Genomic DNA, 16,901 nt, shown 5'->3' on the forward strand with positions numbered 1-16,901 from the left:
CGTGAAACCACCGAAACCGAATCTCAGAACTACGGTTACAAATTCGGACAAGAAGAAGAAACCTACAACATCGTGGCAGCCCACGGCTACTTCGGTCGGTTAATCTTCCAATATGCTTCCTTCAACAACAGCCGTTCCTTGCACTTCTTATTGGGTGCATGGCCCGTCGTCGGCATCTGGTTCACCTCTTTGGGAATCAGCACGATGGCCTTCAACCTGAATGGTTTCAACTTCAACCAGTCAGTGATTGACAGCCAAGGTCGGGTGATCAACACTTGGGCAGATGTCATCAACCGCGCCAACCTGGGTATGGAAGTGATGCACGAGCGCAACGCTCACAACTTCCCCCTCGACTTGGCAGCAGGTGAGTCTACCCCAGTGGCTCTGGTTGCTCCCAGCATCAATGGCTAATCGCTAGAGACAAGATATATCGCGTCTCTACATCAAAAGCGCCTCCCACAAGGGGGCGCTTTTTTATTGGGAACCGCAGATAGAAGCAGATTGTATCAATCCAATCTATCGGGGGTTTAGGATAAATATGGAAGCATACAGATTGGAGATAGGACAACGGTTTACACACGTCCCTTAGCTCGTCTCATCGAGCAACTACAACGGTTGCCAGGAGTTGGCCCGAAAACTGCACAACGTCTGGCACTGCATATTATTAAGCGATCGCCCGAAGAAGTAGAAACACTGGCTCAAGCTTTAGTTGAGGCGAAAAAGCAAGTGGGTTTATGTCAGGTGTGCTTTCACCTCTCGGCTGAACCTGTCTGCGATATTTGCCGCAACTCCAACCGCGACAACACCACGCTCTGTGTGGTGGAAGATTCCCGTGATGTGATTGCGCTGGAAAAAACTCGCGAATATAGCGGCAAGTATCACGTCTTGGGAGGCATCATTTCACCGATGGATGGAATTGGCCCCGACCAACTAAATATTCAACCGCTGGTGCGGCGAGTCAGTCAGCAAAAAATTAAAGAAGTGATTTTGGCAATTAGTCCCAGTGTGGAAGGTGAGACAACAACCCTGTATGTCGGTCAATTACTAAAGCCGTTTACCAAGGTGACGCGGATTGCCTTCGGTTTACCAATGGGCGGTGATTTAGAGTATGCCGATGAGGTGACACTAGCACGAGCCTTAGAAGGGCGCAGAGAGTTGGATTAAGCAAGTAGAACCCTAGAATTGCTAGATCCCTCTTCTGACAAACTGGGGTAAAAGCTTGATTTCTCATGGGCTGTAATACGGTAAATTCATCGAATTCTCTCAAAATGACACAAGAGGGAGATTAGCAATGAGTCATTAGCAGCCAGTAGATAATCTGGGTATTCTAGTCACTTAAATAGGGCTTCTAACTCAACTTTTGCTTAACGAAAGCCATCATCTGAGCCAATTGTTTTTTCAGTGCCGGAATTTCAGCGACTTGTTCCTTCAATCCCTTAATTTCAGCCTGCATTGCCGCCATTTTTTCATTTAATGCCTTAATTTCAGCAGATGCATCTGTAGAGTTAGCAACGACTGCGGTTGTCTGAGCAGAAGGTGTTCCAGCTTGTGGGCGTGGCAATTTGGCTTTAGCGATCGCCGACTGGATTGCCTGATTTAAGTGCTTCTCATTGAAGGGCTTCTCTAGGAATTCAAAATACTCAAACGGTTCTGAAAGTTTCTCCATCACTTCCGCTTTCCGCCCAGAGATGACCACTAAAGGAATCATCTGGAGTTCGGGCGAAGCTTGAAGTTGCCCAAAAACCTCCCAACCGCTCATGCGAGGCAGAATCCAATCCAAAATAATGACATTCGGATGCTCTTGACGGATGAGATTAAGTCCCTCTTCCCCATCTTTTGCTTCTAAAACTTGAAAGTTGCCCGGAGGCAACATTTCTGGCAATGAAGCCCGAATTACTTTAGCATCATCAACAATTAGGATTTTTTGAGTTGCTCCCGCTTTCTGAACGTCGGGAGCCGTTGGGGTTCCTTTAGCGGCTGGTGCTGTTTGGGCACCAGCCGCGGCGGCTTGCCGACGAGGCAGTTTCGCCTTAGCCATTGCTGATTTCATCGCCTGAATCAGCGTCTTCTGCTCCAACGGCTTGGCAACAAATTCAAAATACTCAAACGGTTCTGGAATTTTGTGTGTAACTTCTTCTTTACGTCCTGATGTCACCACTAAAGGAATCTTTTGGAGTTCCGGAGAGACTTGAATTTGTTGAAAGACTTCCCAGCTACTAGGCTGAGATGACAGGAAATCCAGCACGATTAAATTGGGGCGTTCTTTTCGGATTAAATTCAGTCCTTCTTGAGAGTCTTTTGCTTCGAGAACTTCAAAGTTACTCTGGGGCAATAGCTTGCGGACTAGACTCCGACTGGTGCTGCTGTCATCGATAACCAGGATCTTGTTACTTGGCATAACTAACTCCTAGGAGTGGTGACTGAGGACATTCCATGAAACAAGGAACTCAACCGTAAGAACGCCCCGATTACGAGTCAGATGAGCTGGAAGATTGAATGGGGACAGGATCTAAATGCTGAGGTGTATTCTATAAATGCTAGCGATTACTTCAGCTTTTGTTTAATGAATGTCACAATTTGAGCTAGCTGTTTTTTCAAGCCATCAACCTCACTAGGTATCGCTGCCATTGGAGCCACCTGTTTCTTCAAGGCGTCAATCTCAGCTTGCATCTTGGCAATCTTGGCATTTAACTGCTGAATGTCTGCTGACGCAACCCCTGAATCTGGTGGGACTGTATCCTTAGCGACGGCTGGCTGCGGTGCTGATGGTACTACCACCGGGCGGTTTCTTGCTTTTGCCATCGCTGTCTTGATAGCGGCAATCAGTTGCTTCTGGTCAAAGGGCTTGGGTATGAATTCAAAATATTCAAAAGGTTCTGAGATTTTCTCTGTCACCTCTTCTTTCCGACCAGACATTAAAACGAGAGGAATTGACTGAAGTTCGGGCTTACTTTGAATCTGCTGAAACACCTCCCACCCGCTCATTTTGGGCAAGAGAAAATCTAACATAATCAAGTTCGGGTGTGACTGGTAGATCAGATTCATGCCTTCCAGACCGTCTTTTGCTTCTAAAATTTCAAAGTTACCCGGTGGTAACATATCTCGTACTGTATTTCTGATCACTCGACTGTCATCAATCACCAGAATTTTGTGACCTGCCACGACTGACTCCTTAGGGGTAATTTAAAGAAAAACTAAAGTTGATTTGAGCCGACTGCTGCCTTGTCGCTAATTTCAGCAAGATGAGCGGCTAGCAGAAAACTGCCTCGCGTTCATACCAATCAGGATAATTTGGAATGTGTAGTACAAGTGTGTCTGCGCTACAGAACTATGATTTCTATACCCGATTACGGTAAACCAACGCTAGCGCCGTAATGGGGATTCTCATGAGTGCGTGGTATACAGCAACACAATGGCTTGCCTGATATCCTCACTCTTCGATCGTCTTGACATACAAAAACATAAAGCCAAAAAGCTAGCAGCGTGCCTAATTCTAGATTAATCCGGTCTGACCTGAAAGGGAAAAAAACTAAGGCAGAAGCAGAATCAGAGTTAGAGTCGAATGATTTAAGATTTGTATCATAGGACTCACGCATTGCCCGACAACGTAGGGGCTTTTTTGGGTTGTGCCAGTACTGGCTATCCTGTACTGGCTATATAGACAAAGGCGCAGGAAAGCAGGCGAGATAGTGGTTCTCACTCGATCGGAACCTCACCCCCAGCCCCTCAACCTTCACGGAGAGGGGAGAATATTGAACCAAATCCGCGAACAGAGAGGGGAAATATTAAACCCAAATCCGCGAACAGAGAGGGGCTGAGGTGGGGTTAAAGCGGACTGCGTTTAATAGAAAATTGCGATGAAAATTGTTGTAAGCCCTTGAGTTTAGGAGTTTGGCTGCGTAAGTTCTGTATTATACGGATGCTCATTGAGCTGGTAGCCCAGAAAAAAACATGAATTTGCCTACCGAAACGAATGCTCGACAAATTCAGCCTGATGTACAAGCGTGGAGGTCAGAAATTGAGGCGCTACCGCCTTGGTTGCGACGCTCCATCGGGAAAGCAAGCGACATTTCGACGGTGCAGCGAATTATTAAACAGCGGCAAATTCACACGATTTGCGAAGAGGGGCGCTGTCCGAACCGGGGAGAGTGTTATACCCAAAAGACAGCAACGTTTCTGCTGATGGGGCAAACTTGCACCCGTGCCTGTGCTTTTTGTCAAGTGGAGAAAGGGCACGCACCGATGCCTTTAGATCCGGAAGAACCGCAAAAGGTGGCTCAGGCGGTGCAGTTGCTTTCTTTGCGCTATGTGGTGCTGACTTCGGTGGCAAGAGATGATTTGCCGGATGGGGGGGCGAGTTGGTTTGCGGCGACGATGGCAGCGATAAGACAGATGAACCCGGAAACGCTGATTGAGGTGTTGACGCCAGATTTCTGGGGGGGTAAGGATGCGGTGGAGAAACAACGGCAACGAGTCGCAACGGTGGTTGCAGCGTCACCCGTTTGTTATAACCACAATATTGAGACGGTGGAGCGTCTGCAAGGACGGGTGCGACGGGGGGCACAGTATGAGCGATCGCTTGATGTTCTCCGGATTGTGAAAGAACTTGACTCCACAATTGCCACGAAATCCGGCTTGATGCTGGGACATGGGGAAACGGAAGCCGAAGTGATTGAGGCGATGACCGATTTGCGGGATGCTGGATGCGATCGCATTACCCTCGGTCAGTATATGCGCCCTTCACTAGAACATCTGCCAGTCCAAAAATACTGGACGCCAGAAGAATTCGAGCATCTGGGAGCGATCGCGCGGAAAATGGGCTTTGCTCACGTCCGTTCCGGTCCCCTCGTCCGCAGTTCCTACCACGCGGGAGAGAGTGCTTAAAGTCAAGAAACCACGGGAGGAAAAAAGAATTTTTCTATTTATCGTGCATCGGGAAAGCGCCTATCAAGGTCTACGCTGCTTTCAGGAAGACTGGGGTAAATGAAAATATTTCTATCGAGCCGTGCTAATTGTGACAGCTCTTTGGTATTTCTTGATAAAGTCCAAAATTAGGAGCAAATGCTTATGACTGCACAAGCCAAGAAACCAAAAGGTTCTCTTACCCAAACGAGTAAGCCTCCCTATCCTTTCCGCACTATCGTTTCGCTGATCCTCTTAGCTGGTAACTTCCTGGTTGCAGCGATTTATTTCCACATCATCAACCCGTAATCCATCTCTAAGAAAACTGAATCTACAGTTTTGAGGTTAGGGCGAATGACAACGATGAAGGCGGAAGGAAGAAGGATGGATAGCCTGTTGATTCATCCTTCATCCTTCATCCTTCATCCTTTTATAGGGTGCCCTTGAACAAGCCTTGGGGACGGACAAGCAGAATTAAGACCATGATCAAGAGGGCAACACCCTGCTTGTATTCAGACCCCAGGAAGGGGACGCTGAGTTCTTGGGCGATACCAATTACTAACGCACCTGCGATCGCGCCGTAGGGGTTGCCAATCCCGCCGAGAATCACCGACGCAAACATCGGCAAAATCAAAAACCAGCCCATGTTGGGGCGTATGCCCGTAATCAGTCCGTACATAGCTCCTCCCAGGGACGTAAAAACGCCGGTAATGAGCCAAGTCCAAATCACCACGCGCTCAACGTTAATGCCTGAGACGCGAGCGAGATCGATATCATCCGCAACTGCTCTCATTGCCTTCCCGATTTTGGTGTTCTGCAACAGGAAATGCAGCCCCAACATTGCGAGGACGGCTAAAACCATGACAACGATCCGGTAATAAGCCACGTTGACTCCGAAGATGTTGAGGGCGGAGGCAATTGGCAAATTGTAGCGCTGGTTGCCTCCTCCCCAAATGAAAATGATGCCATTGCGGAGAAACAAGGCAAGTCCAATCGAGATGATGATCAGGGTGGTAGGGGAGGCACGGCGTGCCCGCATTGGTTTCCAGAGCAGCTGTTCGCTCAGTAGCATCGCCGCCACCGTTCCCCCCGCGCCTAGAATCATTGACAGCCAAATATTTATCCCACTGATATTCGCTAACCAGGTAAGATACGCGCCCAAGGTCATAAAATCGCCATGAGCAAAGTTGGAAAGGCGCAAAATTCCATAAGTCAGCGTTAGACCAATCGCCGCTAGCGCAATGATGCAACCCACGGCGATGCCATTCACAATTAATTGAGCAGTTTGTACATCCATTCACTTGACTCTCCAGTTGACTGGAGATTTCATAATAGCGATTGAAACAATAATCCTGAATTTACACTATGACACTACAACTGAAAGTTCCCAGCATGGCTTGTTCTGCCTGTGTAGACACGATTTCTAAGGCAGTTGCCACTCTTGACCCCACCGCGAAGGTAGAGGCTGATACCAAAACCAAGCTCATAAGTGTGGAAACACAACAGCCAGCAGACAAAGTGAGGGAAGCGATCGCGAACGCTGGATATCCTGTTGCCTAGCGATAAGATTATCGCAAAGGTTAGGGGAAATTTGGATGCAGCAGTGGAGCAGAAAATTAACACTCGTCTTCGCCGCTGGCGCTTTGGGAGGACTGGCAAATAGTCTTGCTGTTTGGCTGTTTGGAGTTCTGGGCATCACTGCTGCCTTGGGGGTGAAAATTGCGCCAGCTTTGACCCCAGATTGGCTGTATCCTCGCATCGTTTGGGGCGGTTTATGGGGATTTCTCTTTGTCTTGCCTTTTCTGCGTTACCCCTCTTGGTTGCGAGGGATTGTCTTGCGAGGAATTGTCTATAGTCTTGCGCCGACACTGGCGCAATTACTGATTGTATTTTCGGTGAAAGCGAATCAAGGGCTGCTAGGGTTGAAATTGGGAGTTTTAACTCCACTGTTTATATTATTTTTTAATGCAATTTGGGGCATCGCTGCGGCTTTTTGGCTTCAGTTTATCGAAGAAAAGCGAATTTCAACAAATAGCTACGAATAAGGCGATTTTCTTTGATTAGTTAGCCAGCCCTTCAAATCCCAAACTTCGAGAGAGAAGTCGGGTATCTCGCCTTCACAAACCATTTAAGAGTGCGATATTCAGCCGTATACAAAATCCGCTTCGGCGCGACAACCCTTACAAATTTCGTAAGCAGTGTCATCAGTACCTTCTAGCCATTCAAACTCTGTGCCTTTGCAGAAGGGACAGTACGCAGTGCTAGGTAAATTGCCAATGATACACTTCCATTTTGGTTCATTAAATGTTAATTCCTGCTCTAGTGAAGTTGCGGAATTAACAGGTAAACGCCATATTTTTTCTAATAAATCATTTACCCTAGCCGCTACGTCATTGATGTCTTGGATATTTAAGTAGCCACATCGGACAGCGCGACTTATCAAGACATCGGTTTTCTCCTCAATATGAACTAAAGTGCTGTTAGGAGCGATCGCTCTACATTCCCAGCCAGCAGAGATAGGGACTTCTTTTTGGTATGCCAAAATTAAGCGATCGAAAACGTTGAGTTGATTTTCAGTAACAAAAGCAACCCAGCGATCGCCCCCAATTCGTTTGAAAGCTTTACCGAGATGAGCTTTTAACAAAGTATCGAATTCTAAAATATCTTTATCTACTTCTTCGTGACCTAAGTAAAGGTTGCGCCGCTTCGTATCAGCCAAATCAAAAATTGCTAGATAACCAGGTAACAATGGCTCTATGCAAAGCTTTAATTCTGCAATTAGCTGGTCGCGATACATAGGTGCTTTCTTCTAAACGGATGGGGGTGCTGGGGTGGCGAGAAGCGGAATTATCGCTGCATACGCGATCGCGCTTTTCAGAACCAATATGGCACACAAAATTTTTTCTCTACCCCCTTGACTCTCCAGTTAACTAGAGAGATTAACCTAAAATCATCGAGTTAGAGAAAGTTATGGAAACACATTCTCTGAAGTTACAAGGAATGAGTTGTGCGGCTTGCGCCGGTGCGATAGAAAAAGCGATTCGCAATGTTCCAGGCGTCAGCGAGTGTAACGTTAACTTCGGCATGGAACAGGCGACTGTTAAGTACGAGCCTCAGCAAACGAGTTTAGAGGAAATTCAGCAGGCTGTCACCGACGCCGGATATACAGCCGCGCCAGTTCGAGAATTCGGAAGCAAAGAAGATGATACCGAAGCAGCCACCCGCCGTCAGGAACGGCAAGATTTGGCGCGGAAAGTGGTATTCGGCGCAGCGATTAGTATTGTGCTGGTGGTGGGGTCAATCCCGGCAATGACTGGGTTGCACCTCCCCTTAATTCCGGCATGGTTGCATAATTCTTGGGTGCAGCTAGTGTTGACAACGCCAGTTTTATTTTGGTGCGGTCAATCTTTTTTCACAGGTGCGTGGAAAGCTTTGAAGCGTCACGCGGCTGATATGAATACGCTGATTGCGCTGGGTACAGGTGCGGCGTATTTCTACTCGCTGTTTGTGACTGTATTTCCAGGATTCTTGGAGGGAATTACAGATGTCTATTACGAAACAGCGGCGGTTGTAATTACTTTAATTCTGCTAGGACGGTTTTTAGAAACTCGCGCCAAGGGACAAACGTCGGAAGCGATTCGCAAATTGATGGGTTTGCAAGCGAAAACAGCACGTTTGATCCGCAATGGACAGGAAATCGATGTTCCTGTTGAAGCTGTCCAAGTTGGCGATGTGGTTTTAGTGCGTCCTGGCGAACAAATCCCCGTGGATGGGGAAGTGGTAGAAGGTACGTCTAGTGTCGATGAAGCGATGGTGACGGGTGAAAGCTTGCCCGTGAAGAAACAGGCGGGGGATGAAGTGATTGGGGCGACGATTAATAAAACTGGCAGTTTTCAGTTTCGGGCGACGAGAGTTGGACGAGATACCGTTTTGGCTCAAATTGTCCGACTAGTGCAACAAGCGCAAGGTGCCAAAGCCCCCATTCAGCGATTGGCGGATCAAGTAACCGGGTGGTTTGTGCCAGTGGTGATTGCGATCGCGATCGCTACTTTTATTATCTGGTTCGACGTGATGGGCAATCTCACAATGGCCCTGATGACAATGGTGGGAGTGTTAATTATTGCTTGTCCCTGTGCTTTGGGTTTAGCAACGCCGACTTCTGTGATGGTGGGAACCGGAAAAGGTGCAGAAAATGGCATCTTAATTAAAGGTGCTGACAGTCTGGAAGTGGCGCATAAAATTCAAACGATTGTGTTGGATAAAACGGGGACTCTGACTCAGGGAAAACCCACTGTTACCGACTACATCACGATGGTAGGAACTGTCCACAGCAATGAGATAAAGCTATTAAAGTTAGCGGCAGCAGTTGAACGCAATTCAGAACATCCTTTGGCTGAAGCGGTTGTAAGGTATGCCCAATCTCAGGAAGTGCAGTTTCCATTGCCGGAGGCGAAAAATTTTGAAGCGATCGCGGGTAGTGGCGTTCAAGGGATTGTATCCGACCGACTGGTGCAAATCGGTACTCAGCGTTGGATGGATGAATTAGGGATTGAAACGCTACCTTTGCAAGGACAAAAAGTTGCTTGGGAATCTGCCGGAAAAACTGCCGTTTGGATTGCGGTAGATGGCGAAATGCAGGGATTGATTGGCATTGCCGATGCCCTGAAACCCTCTTCCGCAGGCGTTGTGCGATCGCTACGCCGGATGGGTTTAGAAGTGGTGATGCTAACAGGGGATAATCGCAAAACGGCAGACGCGATCGCGCAAGAAGTTGGCATCACGCGAGTGTTTGCGGAAGTCCGTCCCGACCAAAAAGCCGCTAAAGTCCAGGAACTGCAAGCCGAAGGTAAAGTAGTGGCAATGGTGGGCGATGGCATCAACGACGCCCCAGCACTGGCACAAGCAGACGTGGGGATAGCGATTGGCACCGGAACCGATGTCGCGATCGCTGCTAGCGACATCACTCTCATTTCTGGCGACTTGCAAGGTATTGTTACTGCGATTCAATTAAGTCGCGCCACGATGCAGAATATTCGCCAAAATCTCTTCTTTGCCTTTATTTACAACGTCGCTGGAATTCCAATCGCTGCTGGTATTTTATTCCCGATTTTCGGTTGGTTACTGAACCCAATGATTGCGGGTGCAGCGATGGCATTCAGTTCGGCTTCTGTTGTCAGTAACGCTTTGCGCTTGCGGAATTTTCAGCCGCGAGTAAATTTCTAAGTACATAGAAAAGGAGGAAATATGGTAACTCAAAAAAAATTGTTGAGTAATCTTCTGGTTTTGTGGATTTTGCTCTCGGTTTTCTCAGGAACACCCGCAAAAGCCGCTTCAGCCGAGGCACCAATGCCCACAAACCAATTTCGTCAAATTAAGCAACCTTTTGAGCTAAAACTGGGTCTTACTTTAGGCGGGTTGGCTTTAATTGGGTTAGAACTTTGGTGGTTTCTGGTGAGTAAAACTCAAGCTCAACAAGCGACAGCAAATCAAGGAATTCAGGAACTGACTATCCAAGTAGATGGCGGTTACGATCCAAATCGAGTCATCGTGAAAGCAGGGCAACCTGTGCGGCTCAATTTTTTCAGAAAAGACCCCAGTATTTGTCTGGAAAAAATCATTTTACCGGATTTTCACATTGCTAAAGATTTGGATTTGAATCGGATGACACCTGTGGAATTCACACCAAAAACCCCAGGCGAATATCCCTTTACCTGTGGAATGAATATGGCTAGAGGTGTCTTGGAAGTAAAAGCAGCCGGAACGGCAAATCAAGAGGAGTAAAATAATGAAAAATAAGTCAATGCTTTTGGGTTTGGTTGGTTTAGTGGCAGGAAGCGCGATCGCTACAGGCGCAGTCACTCATACGATGAAAATGAAGGATGGAACGATGCAAGCGACCTCTACAAACACTAGGAATGACTCCCATAAGGGGCATCACACGGCTGGAACCGACCCTCATGAGGGACATCACATGGGGCACGGATCGAAGCACGAATCGGCGCACGAATCGATGCCTGAAACTGAGGCAGCGCAGGCGAAGCTGACGATTCAAGGAACGATTACCCCAAACAAACCCGTTTCTTTAGCGATTGATATTCAAGACAAATCCGGGAAAGCGATCGTTAAGTTTGACACTTTTCAAGAAAAACTGATGCACTTGATTGTTGTCAGTGACGATCTCCAGTTTTTCAGCCATCTTCATCCCACCTACAAGCAGAATGGGCGTTTTGAAGTCGAGGCAAGTTTTCCTCAACCGGGTAACTACACTCTTTTGAATGACTACAAACCAGCCGGTCAAAAGGAACAAGTCTCGGCAGTAAAAACACAGATTCCTGGTAAAATTTTATCCGCGCCAGCAATCGATCTAAATCGGTTTAAAACTTTCGGAAATACAAAAGCGAATCTTGTATTCTCTGAGTCAACCCTCAAAGCAGGTAAAGATGTTACCTTAACGTTTGATCTGCGAGACGCTTCTAACATTCAACCCGTCAAAGACTTGCAACCGTACTTAGGAGAAAAAGGTCATTTAGTCATTCTCCGACAGTCACCAAGCTTAACAGCCGCAGATTACATTCACGCCCATGCCATGAAAGATACTCCTGAAGGTCAGGTTCTTTTCCATACCAAATTTCCCGAACCAGGAAAATATAAACTCTGGGGTCAGTTTAACCGCAACGGTAAGATTGTTACCGCTGATTTTTGGGTAGAAGTTCTCTAACACAATGAATTCAACCCCTTGAGCATACCTATAGCAATCCTAATTTCACTCGCAACACCATTCTTTCTCTCTTCTTCTCTTCTCTCTGCGCCCTCTGCGTCCTCTGCGGTTCGTTAAAAACAACAAAGATAAATTTCACATTGGATTGCTATAGCCTTGCTCAACAAACTTAGACAAACTTACCTCATCGGAAATGGCTAACTTGGTGTAGACGATAAACACAATTCCTAAGCTTCATCTCCCCAAGTTTTTAGCTGAAAATACACTAACACCAGCGTTACTGCTAACAGCACAGTTGCCGCCGCTGCGGCATAACCAAAATCAAATTGGGCAAACGCTTGGTCGTAGATGTAGTAAACCAGCAAATTAGTCGAGTTTAATGGCCCGCCGCCGGTAATAACGTAAACTTGCTCGAAACTCCGCAGGGTAAAAATAGCCGTCGTGACGGTGGCAAAGATGAGAGTTGGACGCAATCCTGGCAGGGTAATGTACCAAAATTGTTGCCAGGAATTGGCACCATCTAGTTCTGCCGCTTCATAGCGACTGGAGGGAATCGCCTGCAACCCTGCCAAAAACACCACCATATTGAAACCCAATTGCTTCCAAATGCTTAACAAAATCAGCACTGGCATCGCCCAAAACGTGCTACCCAGCCAGGAAATCGGTTCAATTCCGATAGCATTTAGAAATGCGTTAACTGGTCCTTCGGTTTGAAACAACCAGCGAAACCCCAAACCAGCTGCCACAAGACTAACGATTGAGGGGATAAAATAGGCAGTTCGCAGGATTCCTCGCAGGGCAAAGGCACGATTTAATAGCACTGCTAAACCCAAAGGAATTACCAAACTGGGAATCACCGTGGCAATGGTGAAATAAGCGGTGTTACCGAGAACTTGCCAAAAGTCAGGACTCAGCATGAGACGCCAGTAGTTTCTCAATCCCACTAAGCGCACACCCGTAGCGGTAAAGCTACCCGTGGTAAAACTGAGGTAAAACAAATAAGCGATAGGCCATAGGAGAAAAAGCCCTAATAGAATTAAGGCAGGGGTCAGAAAAATCCAGGCAGCGATCGCATCATTATCTAATAGCTGCCTCCGAGAAAAGTGCGTATTTTTCATTGAGCAATTGGCTTACCGTTGAATGTTAGCGTCGTAGCGTTATTCTACCTGGCGGCACTGGTAAGATCCTGTTAATCTCTGGTCAGTAACTGATACCGTGAATATAACCGTATTCAAGCAACGCAGCCAACACCCTGGTTTCCGAATACTTAGCGGATTGCTTGGGTTACTCGCTATCTATGGATGTAATTCAACCGATACACCTTCAGATTCTTCCTCTCCCAGCGCTGCTAATGCCAATTTAGGGACAGATCGATGGGTAGGACAATGGCAAGTCAACAATCCATCATCCAGTCAGGCGGTGAAATTTGTATTGACGCCAGAAGGTAAATTATTCCTCCTCCCGCCGGAAACATCTTCTGAGCCTCCGGTTGCTTATGAAATCCCGGTTCAAAAGCTTTCTGACTCACCCACTTTACCTCCCAATACTAAAATAGTTGATATTCAGGAAGCCTTTAACAATCAAGCAACCAAGGCAAAACAATCTGAAGGGAAAATGTACATTGGGGCGATGAATCGTTCCCAACAAGCTTATTACTTGGAAAATAATAAATTTAGTACAACAATCGAGCAGCTAGGGATTGGGATTAAGCCAGAGACAGAGAGTTATAATTACCAAATTGTACCTCAAGGTAATGGCACTCAAAGGGTGATGCACACTGCCAAAGCCAAGCGCCCCGAACTTAATAGCTACACGGGTGCTGTATTTGTTGTCACAAATAATGGTGAAAATATTACAAAGACAGCAATTTGCGAAACCGATAAACCCTCATCCACACCGCCTGCGATGCCAACGCCTCCTAAGGATATATCTGGGGGAATTCAGTGTCCGGCTGGTTCCCATTTGCTAGGACGCTAAAGATATCAATACGAATCCAGGCGTAGCTAAATCTATCCCTAGCCAGCTAGATTTCTCCCTAAATCGTTATTGATGGGTTCTCCTCTCTCAGCAGGCATTTGAAATTTCTCCAAAATTCTGTAAGAGACCTTGAAAGAATGTTTATAAAATCGTATTCTTCAAGAAAAGATGTTGTCACTTGGATTCTTCTTCCATCTCCAGCAAAAGAGAAACCCGCATCGAAATTTATAGTAAACTTTAAATAGTTGCCAGATTGGCTAATTATGAAAATTGCCGGTTGACTCATAGAATTGAGTTCCGCTATCTCCCTTATGCCAGATACAATGCCTTGTACATCCGTTATAAATTTATCAAAATCTTCAAATTTAAACCAGATGCGATCGCTGTAATTATATTGAAGTTTGATTGTTGAAGAAATTTTACAGTCAATTTTTGCTGCAAATGAGGGTAAGTAATTAAGCTCTGTTTCTAGAGGACATATTTTGATGTAAAAATTATTAGATTCTATTAATAATTCATTGTCTATTTCTAGCTCCATGACTTTCAATCCCTCAACATCTGATTCTAGCCCTAATTATATCCCCAGCCTAATTTCTCCAACGGTTCCTCCCAATCTTTTGAGCGCTCGCTCTCCTTTAAAATTAGGTGTGATGGCGTCGGGAAATGGCAGTAATTTCGAGGCAGTTGCAGAAGCGATCGCGCAACAGCAACTCAATGCCCAAATTCAAGTTTTGATTTACAATAATCCCGGTGCAAAGGCAGCAGCAAGAGCCGAAAAGTGCGGCGTTCCGGCTGTTTTGCTGAATCACCGAGACTTTAACAGCCGCGAAGCGTTAGATCAAACAATTGTGGAAACCTTGCAGCAGTATGAAGTGGAATGGGTAATTATGGCAGGTTGGATGCGTGTCGTCACCCAGGTTTTAGTGGATGCCTACCCAGATCGAATGATTAACATTCACCCCAGTTTGTTACCGAGTTTCAAGGGGATTCGAGCAGTTGAACAAGCCTTGAATGCAGGGGTAAAAATAACTGGCTGTACCGTTCACCTGGTAAACGTGGAAGTTGATAGCGGCAAAATTTTACTACAAGCGGCTGTCCCGATTCTTCCCGACGATACATTAGACACGCTACACGCCCGGATTCAAGTTCAGGAACACAAGATATTACCGCAAGCGATCGCTTTGGCAGCAGCGCGATCGCATTAACAAGATAAAAGGTATCGAAGTTTTATTTGATTTCTGAAAAAACGAACCGCAGAGGACGCAGAGAGCGCAGAGAAGAAGAAGAGAGAATTTTACAACTAATCGCAGTTTCCCTTGTCTTTCTCAACAATCGATATTCTAATTCTTAAAATTTATGCCTTTTTAGTATCCAGCTTCCAAAGGCAGCTGGATATTAAATTTGTCGTAATGTGAGCCACAATTGGCACTAGCAAATTACCCGTCTCCAAGGCGCTATAACCGAGTAGCAATCCTACAGTGGTTGCCCACGCTGCATAAGGCCATTGTTGAGGGCCACTCAGATGTAGGATGCCAAAGCAAAAACTCGATCCTACTAGCCCAACCCAGTTTAATCCCACTGCTGGCAGCATTACACCCCGAAATAGCAATTCTTCACTTAAACCGGGCAAGAGTCCTAACCAGATCAAATCAGGCCAAAATAAGGGTTTTAGCACTAATTCTAGGTAGTAGTCGGCGCTGCGCTGATAACCAGGCCATAGGCGATAGATGACGCTACTGGCACCCGTAATTCCTAGCCCAATTCCGACGCCCAAAAGTAATGCTTCTAGGGTCGGGCGCACGGGCATAACGGAAAACGCGCCGAAATGCAGGGACAGCTTGGCGATGACGAGCAATACAACCGCTGTCACCCCCATCGCAATTAAAATTTGGGTGCGCGTTAGGGATTCGATTTCCGGATCGGTAGGAAGCTGTTTTGCCACTTCGGAAAGATGAAGGATGAAGGGTAAAAGTAGAGGATTGTCCGCCTTACTGAATTCTGACTAGCGAAGATAGGGTTGGACTAATGGCACCTGGACTAATGCCAGCTCGATGGGCCACCAAGACACCGAGTGCTTCTAAATATGAGTTTACCCGCAATGCTTTAATTCCCACTTGTTCTGGAGGAACTTGCATCTGAGTTTTATTTTCTTCGACGGCAATAATCTGCGATCGCGTTTGGCTTAAACTCAGGATTGCACTGCCGCCACAAGCAGTTGCGGGTACGACGACGGCATCGACTCGATCTGCCCACACATCTCCAGGTAAGGTCGTACCACTGTGGGGTTTTCTAATAAACTGGGGGGCGCGACTCAGACCAACTAGAACGCAGGGTAAAAAAGTATAGCCCAATTCCTCGGCAGCTGAGCGGGGAGACAGGTGCGGATCGAGGGGCAGGGGTAACAAAGCTGGGGCGTGGGCACAGGGGATTTGAAAGGTTCGCACGATCAGGTGACTAATTACAGCTTCAGCACCGGCGAGGGGGTCAACTCCCTGCCCGTGTCGGTAACTTTCCAGCGCCTCGGTTTCGATGTCATCGGGGAAACGGGCAACGACTGCGATCGCTTCTGCCCTCGCCTTAGTAATCAGTACCTCTGCTGCCCGTAATAAACTATCAGGATTTCCAATCGTCCCCCAACTAGCTCCCGATGCCGCTGTCCGCAGTTCCACCCCTAGCGGGGCGTCTGTCACCACATAATCTGTGAGATTCAATCCCAGCGTGGCTCTCGTGGCATCCGCTGCCTGGAGATGCCGCAACCGCAGTTCGGGTTCAATTCCTTGGTCGAGGATTAAACCGACCCGGTTCTGATGCACGGGTCGCAGTCCCCAGCACCCAGCCGCAAATTTGTCAAGTCCGTAGCCTTCCACATAGAAAGCGTTGGGCAAATTCCAGTACAACTGGGCACCGTTGAGGACATTGGGGTGGGTAATCAGGATGTCGGAGATTTGCGCGATCGCTCTTGCCACTGGCAGCGCATCCCCCGCATATCCCCCAACTGCTGCCCCAACCCCAGTCGGGACAATTAAGACAACCGTGTAAGGACGCCGATTCACTGAGCTGAGTCGGATGCGACTGTGACGATTGCCTCAACGTGGGCTTTCTGCTGTTCGACATCTACAGAAGCGATCGCCCAGCGCAAGGGTTCTCCCCGTTTTTCCAATTCTGCCTCAATAGCAGAGTGTAACTGCACTGGCGATTCCTGAAGGTCAATTTCTGCGGTAATAAAGTGTGTCGTCATCTTAGTGGTTCTAGTACGGAATATTGAAATACCAGTTTGCCCTGTGCTGAATTAAGGCTAAATGAC

Annotated in this window: 19 protein-coding genes and 2 pseudogenes; 11 read left to right on the top strand and 10 right to left on the bottom strand. The window is 47.1% G+C overall.

What is annotated here, in order from left to right; all coding sequences use genetic code 11:
* Positions 1-411, top strand: a pseudogene (locus NDI33_RS25300) (photosystem II q(b) protein); the annotation flags it as partial.
* A 141-nt stretch (positions 412-552) separates the two neighbouring features.
* Positions 553-1,164, top strand: coding sequence for a recombination mediator RecR (gene recR / locus NDI33_RS25305; RefSeq protein WP_190679204.1), 612 nt, complete (start codon positions 553-555; stop codon positions 1,162-1,164).
* A gap of 184 nt (positions 1,165-1,348) precedes the next feature.
* Here the strand turns inward: recR and NDI33_RS25310 are convergent, their stop codons facing one another.
* From NDI33_RS25310 to NDI33_RS25320, 3 genes and pseudogenes are all read right to left on the bottom strand, one after another.
* Positions 1,349-1,921 (bottom strand): response regulator, encoded by a 573-nt coding sequence (locus NDI33_RS25310; protein ID WP_347275956.1) that lies wholly within the window; start codon positions 1,919-1,921, stop codon positions 1,349-1,351.
* 138 nt (positions 1,922-2,059) lie between these two features.
* A pseudogene (locus tag NDI33_RS25315) lies at positions 2,060-2,398 on the bottom strand (response regulator); the annotation flags it as partial.
* A 146-nt stretch (positions 2,399-2,544) separates the two neighbouring features.
* Complete coding sequence (locus NDI33_RS25320; RefSeq protein ID WP_190411228.1) at positions 2,545-3,162, bottom strand: response regulator; 618 nt, start codon at positions 3,160-3,162, stop codon at positions 2,545-2,547.
* Between the two features lie 789 nt (positions 3,163-3,951).
* Here NDI33_RS25320 and lipA point away from each other — a divergent pair.
* A complete protein-coding gene (gene lipA, locus NDI33_RS25325; protein ID WP_190679157.1) occupies positions 3,952-4,884 on the top strand; it encodes a lipoyl synthase in 933 nt (310 codons plus the stop codon).
* Positions 4,885-5,067: 183 nt separating this feature from the next.
* Positions 5,068-5,211 (top strand): photosystem I protein PsaX, encoded by a 144-nt coding sequence (locus NDI33_RS25330; RefSeq protein WP_190411226.1) that lies wholly within the window; start codon positions 5,068-5,070, stop codon positions 5,209-5,211.
* A 121-nt stretch (positions 5,212-5,332) separates the two neighbouring features.
* Here the strand turns inward: NDI33_RS25330 and NDI33_RS25335 are convergent, their stop codons facing one another.
* On the bottom strand, positions 5,333-6,199 hold the full coding sequence (locus NDI33_RS25335; RefSeq protein ID WP_190411225.1) for a branched-chain amino acid ABC transporter permease: 867 nt from the start codon (positions 6,197-6,199) through the stop codon (positions 5,333-5,335).
* Between the two features lie 68 nt (positions 6,200-6,267).
* On the opposite strand from NDI33_RS25335, the gene NDI33_RS25340 reads away from it, so the two are divergent.
* Positions 6,268-6,462 (top strand): heavy-metal-associated domain-containing protein, encoded by a 195-nt coding sequence (locus NDI33_RS25340; RefSeq protein WP_190679159.1) that lies wholly within the window; start codon positions 6,268-6,270, stop codon positions 6,460-6,462.
* Between the two features lie 35 nt (positions 6,463-6,497).
* Entirely contained in the window at positions 6,498-6,947 is a 450-nt protein-coding gene (locus NDI33_RS25345; RefSeq protein ID WP_190679161.1) for a hypothetical protein, read from the top strand.
* Between the two features lie 98 nt (positions 6,948-7,045).
* On the opposite strand, the gene NDI33_RS25350 is transcribed toward NDI33_RS25345, so the two are convergent.
* Positions 7,046-7,699 (bottom strand): hypothetical protein, encoded by a 654-nt coding sequence (locus tag NDI33_RS25350; protein WP_190679163.1) that lies wholly within the window; start codon positions 7,697-7,699, stop codon positions 7,046-7,048.
* A 173-nt stretch (positions 7,700-7,872) separates the two neighbouring features.
* Between NDI33_RS25350 and NDI33_RS25355 the strand changes: the two genes are divergently transcribed.
* Genes NDI33_RS25355 through NDI33_RS25365 form a run of 3 tightly spaced genes read left to right on the top strand, consistent with a single transcriptional unit; the run spans position 7,873 to position 11,620 of the window.
* Positions 7,873-10,125 carry a heavy metal translocating P-type ATPase gene (locus tag NDI33_RS25355; protein ID WP_190679165.1) on the top strand — a complete coding sequence of 751 codons (2,253 nt, stop codon included), beginning with the start codon at positions 7,873-7,875 and terminating at the stop codon, positions 10,123-10,125.
* 21 nt (positions 10,126-10,146) lie between these two features.
* Positions 10,147-10,683 (top strand): cupredoxin domain-containing protein, encoded by a 537-nt coding sequence (locus tag NDI33_RS25360; protein WP_190679167.1) that lies wholly within the window; start codon positions 10,147-10,149, stop codon positions 10,681-10,683.
* A gap of 4 nt (positions 10,684-10,687) precedes the next feature.
* Entirely contained in the window at positions 10,688-11,620 is a 933-nt protein-coding gene (locus NDI33_RS25365) for a hypothetical protein (RefSeq protein WP_190679169.1), read from the top strand.
* Between the two features lie 227 nt (positions 11,621-11,847).
* On the opposite strand, the gene NDI33_RS25370 is transcribed toward NDI33_RS25365, so the two are convergent.
* Entirely contained in the window at positions 11,848-12,738 is an 891-nt protein-coding gene (locus NDI33_RS25370) for a sugar ABC transporter permease (RefSeq protein ID WP_190679171.1), read from the bottom strand.
* 97 nt (positions 12,739-12,835) lie between these two features.
* Here NDI33_RS25370 and NDI33_RS25375 point away from each other — a divergent pair, with 97 nt between their 5' ends.
* Positions 12,836-13,597 (top strand): type IV pilin-like G/H family protein, encoded by a 762-nt coding sequence (locus NDI33_RS25375; protein ID WP_190679173.1) that lies wholly within the window; start codon positions 12,836-12,838, stop codon positions 13,595-13,597.
* Between the two features lie 58 nt (positions 13,598-13,655).
* Here the strand turns inward: NDI33_RS25375 and NDI33_RS25380 are convergent, their stop codons facing one another.
* On the bottom strand, positions 13,656-14,135 hold the full coding sequence (locus tag NDI33_RS25380) for a hypothetical protein (RefSeq protein WP_190679175.1): 480 nt from the start codon (positions 14,133-14,135) through the stop codon (positions 13,656-13,658).
* On the opposite strand from NDI33_RS25380, the gene purN reads away from it, so the two are divergent.
* A complete protein-coding gene (gene purN, locus NDI33_RS25385; protein WP_190679176.1) occupies positions 14,134-14,802 on the top strand; it encodes a phosphoribosylglycinamide formyltransferase in 669 nt (222 codons plus the stop codon). The genes NDI33_RS25380 and purN overlap by 2 nt on opposite strands.
* Positions 14,803-14,951: 149 nt before the next feature.
* On the opposite strand, the gene NDI33_RS25390 is transcribed toward purN, so the two are convergent.
* From NDI33_RS25390 to NDI33_RS25400, 3 genes are read right to left on the bottom strand one after another with little or no spacing between them, the layout of a single operon-like run.
* A complete protein-coding gene (locus NDI33_RS25390) occupies positions 14,952-15,539 on the bottom strand; it encodes a CPBP family glutamic-type intramembrane protease (RefSeq protein WP_190411214.1) in 588 nt (195 codons plus the stop codon).
* Positions 15,540-15,585: 46 nt separating this feature from the next.
* Positions 15,586-16,650: a DUF3326 domain-containing protein gene (locus tag NDI33_RS25395; protein WP_190524491.1), complete on the bottom strand. Its 1,065-nt coding sequence runs from the start codon at positions 16,648-16,650 to the stop codon at positions 15,586-15,588.
* Positions 16,647-16,835, bottom strand: a complete 189-nt coding sequence (locus NDI33_RS25400; RefSeq protein WP_190439363.1) for a hypothetical protein — start codon at positions 16,833-16,835, stop codon at positions 16,647-16,649. Before NDI33_RS25400 ends, NDI33_RS25395 begins: the two co-directional genes overlap by 4 nt.
* Positions 16,836-16,901: the final 66 nt, after the last annotated feature.

Source organism: Trichocoleus sp. DQ-A1 (assembly GCF_039961955.1).
Classification (GTDB): Bacteria; Cyanobacteriota; Cyanobacteriia; order Cyanobacteriales; family FACHB-T130; genus FACHB-T130.